Origin of the sequence: Buttiauxella warmboldiae, assembly GCF_003818135.1 — a bacterium.
Taxonomy (GTDB): domain Bacteria; phylum Pseudomonadota; class Gammaproteobacteria; order Enterobacterales; family Enterobacteriaceae; genus Buttiauxella; species Buttiauxella warmboldiae.
Genome location: NZ_RPOH01000102.1, coordinates 1 through 4,889, shown reverse-complemented (window position 1 = coordinate 4,889; position 4,889 = coordinate 1). Strand labels below are relative to the sequence as shown.

Annotated in this window: 5 protein-coding genes; 3 read left to right on the top strand and 2 right to left on the bottom strand. The window is 53.9% G+C overall.

Features of this window, described 5'->3' with window-relative positions:
* Window positions 1-79: 79 nt before the first annotated feature.
* Window positions 80-721: a phosphoribosylglycinamide formyltransferase gene (gene purN / locus EHN07_RS19515; RefSeq protein ID WP_124025671.1), complete on the bottom strand. Its 642-nt coding sequence runs from the start codon at window positions 719-721 to the stop codon at window positions 80-82.
* Complete coding sequence (gene purM, locus EHN07_RS19510) at window positions 721-1,758, bottom strand: phosphoribosylformylglycinamidine cyclo-ligase (protein WP_124025670.1); 1,038 nt, start codon at window positions 1,756-1,758, stop codon at window positions 721-723. The genes purN and purM overlap by 1 nt, the downstream gene beginning before the upstream one ends.
* Window positions 1,759-1,983: 225 nt before the next feature.
* Here purM and upp point away from each other — a divergent pair, with 225 nt between their 5' ends.
* The 3 genes from upp (at window position 1,984) to EHN07_RS19495 (ending at window position 4,781) form a co-directional block, all read left to right on the top strand.
* Window positions 1,984-2,610 carry a uracil phosphoribosyltransferase gene (upp, locus tag EHN07_RS19505; RefSeq protein WP_124025669.1) on the top strand — a complete coding sequence of 209 codons (627 nt, stop codon included), beginning with the start codon at window positions 1,984-1,986 and terminating at the stop codon, window positions 2,608-2,610.
* 83 nt (window positions 2,611-2,693) lie between these two features.
* Window positions 2,694-3,980, top strand: coding sequence for a uracil permease (uraA, locus tag EHN07_RS19500; protein WP_124025668.1), 1,287 nt, complete (start codon window positions 2,694-2,696; stop codon window positions 3,978-3,980).
* Between the two features lie 99 nt (window positions 3,981-4,079).
* On the top strand, window positions 4,080-4,781 hold the full coding sequence (locus EHN07_RS19495) for a DnaA inactivator Hda (protein ID WP_244202435.1): 702 nt from the start codon (window positions 4,080-4,082) through the stop codon (window positions 4,779-4,781).
* Window positions 4,782-4,889 lie beyond the last annotated feature (108 nt).

Below are 4,889 nucleotides of genomic sequence, written 5' to 3'. Positions count from 1 at the left end.
TTTTTATTGATGGTCTCTGTGCGTTTTGCGAAACACATGGGGTTTATCATCAGTCTGAAGGGGCTTTCACCCCTTAGTTTTATTCGTCTGCGGCATAACCCTGGGCGGGCAGCTTATTGCCATCCAGCCAGGCGCTATTGTCACGCATTTCCAGTCTTCCTTCGACAAACCAGGAGACGACTAGCGGATAAATAGCGTGTTCCTGATTCTGCACGCGGGCGGCGATCTCTGATTCGTCATCACCTGCAAATACCGGAACTTTGGCCTGGAGGATCACCGGGCCGCCATCGAGCTCGTCGGTAACAAAATGCACTGAGGTACCGTGTACCTCATCGCCGTTTTCTAACGCCTGCTGATGAGTTTTCAGGCCCGGATATTTAGGCAGCAGAGAAGGATGGATATTGATCAGGCGGCCAGCGTAGTGGCCAACAAATTCCGGGCTGAGAATACGCATGTAGCCTGCCAGCACAACCAGATCCGGCGCATAAGCGTCAATCTCAAGCATCAGCTCACGATCGAATGCTGCCCGATCGGCAAACTGGCTGGCGGTTAACGCGTGAGCAGGAATTTCTGCCTCACGCGCGCGTTCCAGACCGAAGGCTTCGGTTTTATTGCTAAATACCGCCGCGATAGTGCCATTAATCTTTTTAAGCTTACAGGCGTCAATCATGGCCTGAAGATTGCTTCCGTTGCCGGAGATTAACACCACAATACGTTTCATCACTCAATAACCACACGCTCGGAGGAATCAGAAGCTTTAATACTACCGATTTTCCAGGCGTTTTCACCTTTTGCCTTCAGGAATGCCAGCGCTTTCTCAGCTTCGGTCGCAGGCAGAGCAATCAGCATGCCGACGCCGCAGTTAAAGGTGCGGTACATCTCGTGACGGCTGATATTCCCGGCTTGTTGCAGCCAGTTGAATACCGCAGGCCATTGCCAGGAAGACTCGGTAATCACCGCCTGCGTGTTGTCCGGCAGCACGCGCGGGATGTTTTCCCAGAAGCCGCCACCGGTCAGGTGAGCGATGGCGTGAACGTCAACCTGCTCAATCAATTCGAGGATCGGTTTCACATAGATGCGCGTCGGTTCCAGCAGATGGTCGGCCAGCGGCTTGCCTTCCAGTTCGGTGGTCAGCGGGTCGGTGCTGCTGACTTCCAGCACTTTACGCACCAGAGAATAACCGTTGGAATGCGGGCCACTTGAGGCCAGGGCAATCAGCACATCGCCGTCGGTCACTTTGGAACCGTCGATGATTTCAGATTTTTCAACCACGCCCACACAGAAGCCCGCCACGTCGTAATCTTCGCCGTGGTACATGCCAGGCATTTCAGCGGTTTCGCCGCCGACTAGCGCACAACCGGACTGCAGGCAACCTTCAGCAATGCCGGAGATCACGCTGGCAGCGGTGTCGACTTCAAGTTTGCCGGTTGCATAATAATCAAGGAAAAACAGCGGCTCAGCACCCTGAACGACCAGATCGTTGACGCACATCGCCACCAGGTCGATACCAATGGTGTCATGGCGCTTCAGATCCATCGCCAGGCGCAGCTTGGTCCCCACGCCGTCGGTACCCGAAACCAGCACCGGCTCACGATACTTCTGAGGCAGCGCGCACAGCGCACCGAAACCACCCAGCCCACCCATCACTTCCGGGCGGCGAGTCTTTTTCACTACACCTTTGATTTTATCGACCAGAGCGTTGCCAGCATCAATATCAACGCCGGCATCTTTATAGCTAAGAGAGGTTTTGTCGGTCACTGCTAAGTCCCCATGTATGGGTTAGTAATAAAAAACGCCGCAATTCTAACAGTGCAAGCAAACGTTTGCGAGCCTCTTATTCAGCGGGATGGCATTATTGTTGATATATACTCATTCGAGTCCGGTTGATCTCGATCAACCCCAATACCTGTGGCGGCGTGGTGAAAAAGCGGTATAATCCGGCGATTTTTTTTGTGGTGGCCAACTATCTCGGGGAGAAAGAGTATGAAGATCGTGGAAGTCAAACACCCACTCGTCAAACACAAGCTGGGCCTGATGCGTGAGAACGACATTAGCACCAAACGCTTTCGTGAACTCGCCTCAGAAGTTGGCAGCTTGCTGACTTACGAAGCCACGGCGGATCTGGAAACTGAAAAAGTGACTATCGAAGGCTGGAACGGCCCGGTAGAAGTCGATCAGATCAAAGGTAAAAAGATTACCGTGGTGCCGATTCTGCGTGCCGGTCTGGGCATGATGGAAGGGGTGCTGGAAAACGTGCCGAGCGCACGTATCAGCGTGGTCGGGATCTACCGTAATGAAGAGACCCTCGAACCCGTCCCTTATTTCCAGAAGCTGGTTTCTAACATTGAAGAGCGTATGGCGCTGGTGGTTGACCCGATGCTGGCAACCGGCGGTTCTATGATCGCCACTATCGATCTGCTGAAAAATGCTGGCTGCACCAGTATTAAAGTCCTGGTTCTGGTCGCGGCGCCTGAAGGTATCGCGGCACTTGAAAAGGCGCACCCGGACGTAGAGCTGTTTACCGCTTCTATCGATCAGGGGCTCAATGAGCACGGATATATTATTCCGGGCCTCGGCGATGCCGGCGATAAGATATTTGGTACTAAATAAAAAATGAGCCGGCTGCGAAAGTCGGCTTTTTTTTGGTTCGTTTGAACCGTTATTTCTGAAAACAATATTCTGAGGAAAACATCATGACACGCCGCGCCATCGGGGTAAGTGAACGTCCACCCCTGCTGCAAACGATACCGTTAAGCTTGCAGCACCTGTTTGCCATGTTTGGTGCCACCGTTCTGGTGCCCATTCTGTTCCATATTAATCCGGCGACGGTGCTGCTATTTAACGGGATTGGGACGCTGCTGTATCTGTTTATCTGTAAAGGTAAAATTCCGGCCTACCTCGGTTCAAGCTTTGCGTTTATTTCACCGGTGCTGCTGCTTTTGCCGCTGGGTTACGAAGTGGCGCTCGGCGGTTTTATCCTGTGCGGCGTGTTGTTCTGTATCGTGGCGCTGATTGTTAAAAAAGCCGGTACCGGCTGGCTGGATGTGATGTTCCCACCCGCGGCGATGGGGGCAATAGTGGCGGTTATCGGCCTTGAGCTGGCGGGCGTTGCGGCGAATATGGCGGGGTTGCTGCCTGCGGATGGCACCTCACCAGATTCAACCACCATCATCATTTCTCTGGCTACGCTTGCGGTGACCATCTTTGGTTCCGTTCTGTTCCGCGGCTTCCTGGCGATTATCCCGATTCTTATCGGCGTGCTGGCGGGCTATGCGCTCTCGTTTGCCATGGGAGTGGTCGACGTCACGCCAATTATTGAAGCTCACTGGTTCGCGCTGCCAACCTTCTATACGCCGCGTTTTGAATGGTTTGCCATGCTCACTATTTTGCCTGCGGCGCTGGTGGTGATTGCCGAGCACGTGGGTCACCTGGTGGTGACCGCCAACATCGTGAAGAAAGATTTGATTCGCGACCCGGGCCTGCATCGTTCAATGTTCGCTAACGGCGTGTCGACTATTTTCTCCGGCTTCTTTGGCTCGACGCCGAACACCACTTACGGCGAGAATATCGGCGTAATGGCGATTACCCGCGTGTACTCCACCTGGGTGATTGGCGGGGCGGCGATTCTGGCGATTCTGCTTTCCTGTGTGGGCAAACTGGCGGCGGCGATCCAGATCATCCCGGTTCCGGTTATCGGCGGGGTTTCCCTGCTGCTGTACGGCGTAATTGGCGCCTCTGGTATTCGCGTGCTGATCGAATCAAAAGTCGATTACAACAAAACGCAAAACCTGATCCTCACCTCAGTTATCCTGATTATCGGCGTGAGCGGCGCGAAAGTGCACATTGGCGCCGCTGAACTCAAAGGGATGGCGCTGGCGACGATCGTGGGCGTAGGCCTGAGCCTGATCTTCAAACTTATCAGCGTGCTGCGCCCGGAAGAAGTGGTGCTGGATGCGGAAGAAAGCGACGTAAAACCCTAGTCTTGCTATTAGCCGGGCGACGTGCTCGCCCGGTTCTCCCGATCGTCAATTCTGTGTTAGACTCTCTGCGTTTTTCTGCCTGTTATGGTTGAGGTAATTCTGAATACGCCGGCACAGCTCTCACTGCCACTCTATTTACCGGATGATGAAACTTTTGCGAGTTTCTGGCCGGGTGATAATCCTTCTTTACTTGCAGCCCTGCAGGCCGTGCTCCGTCAGGATCACAGCGGCTATATCTATTTCTGGTCGCGGGAAGGAGGAGGGCGCAGCCATTTGCTGCACGCCGCCTGTGCGGAACTGTCGCAGCGTGGCGAAGCCGTCGGCTATGTGCCGCTTGATAAACGCACCTGGTTTGTCCCGGAAGTGCTCGACGGCATGGAACAGCTTTCATTGGTGTGCATCGATAATATTGAGTGTGTTGCGGGCGATGAGCTGTGGGAAATGGCGATTTTTAATCTCTATAACCGCATTCTGGAATCCGGTAAAACCCGCCTGTTGATTACCGGCGACCGCCCTCCGCGCCAGCTTAATCTGCAACTTCCAGACCTGGCATCGCGCCTGGATTGGGGGCAAATCTATAAGCTGCAGCCGCTGTCAGACGACGACAAACTTCAGGCTTTGCAGCTGCGTTCACGGCTGCGTGGTTTCGAATTGCCAGAGGATGTGGGCCGCTTCCTGCTAAAACGGCTGGATCGTGAAATGCGCACTTTGTTTATGACGCTCGATCAGCTCGATCTCGCCTCTATCACCGCGCAACGCAAGCTGACCATCCCGTTTGTGAAAGAAATTTTAGGGCTGTAAAACCCCCTCATCCCAGCCTTCTCCCTGAGGGAGAAGGATAAATTGGCATGGGGGATAAGGGGAAAACTAAAGCCCCCTCTCCTGAGAGGCTGTCTCTTAGTCACATAT

Bases quoted from the DNA above. Each gene is read 5' to 3' on its own strand.
- purN (WP_124025671.1), bottom strand. From the start codon at position 721: ATGAAACGTATTGTGGTGTTAATCTCCGGCAACGGAAGCAATCTTCAG.
- upp (WP_124025669.1), top strand. From the start codon at position 1,984: ATGAAGATCGTGGAAGTCAAACACCCACTCGTCAAACACAAGCTGGGC.
- uraA (WP_124025668.1), top strand. From the start codon at position 2,694: ATGACACGCCGCGCCATCGGGGTAAGTGAACGTCCACCCCTGCTGCAA.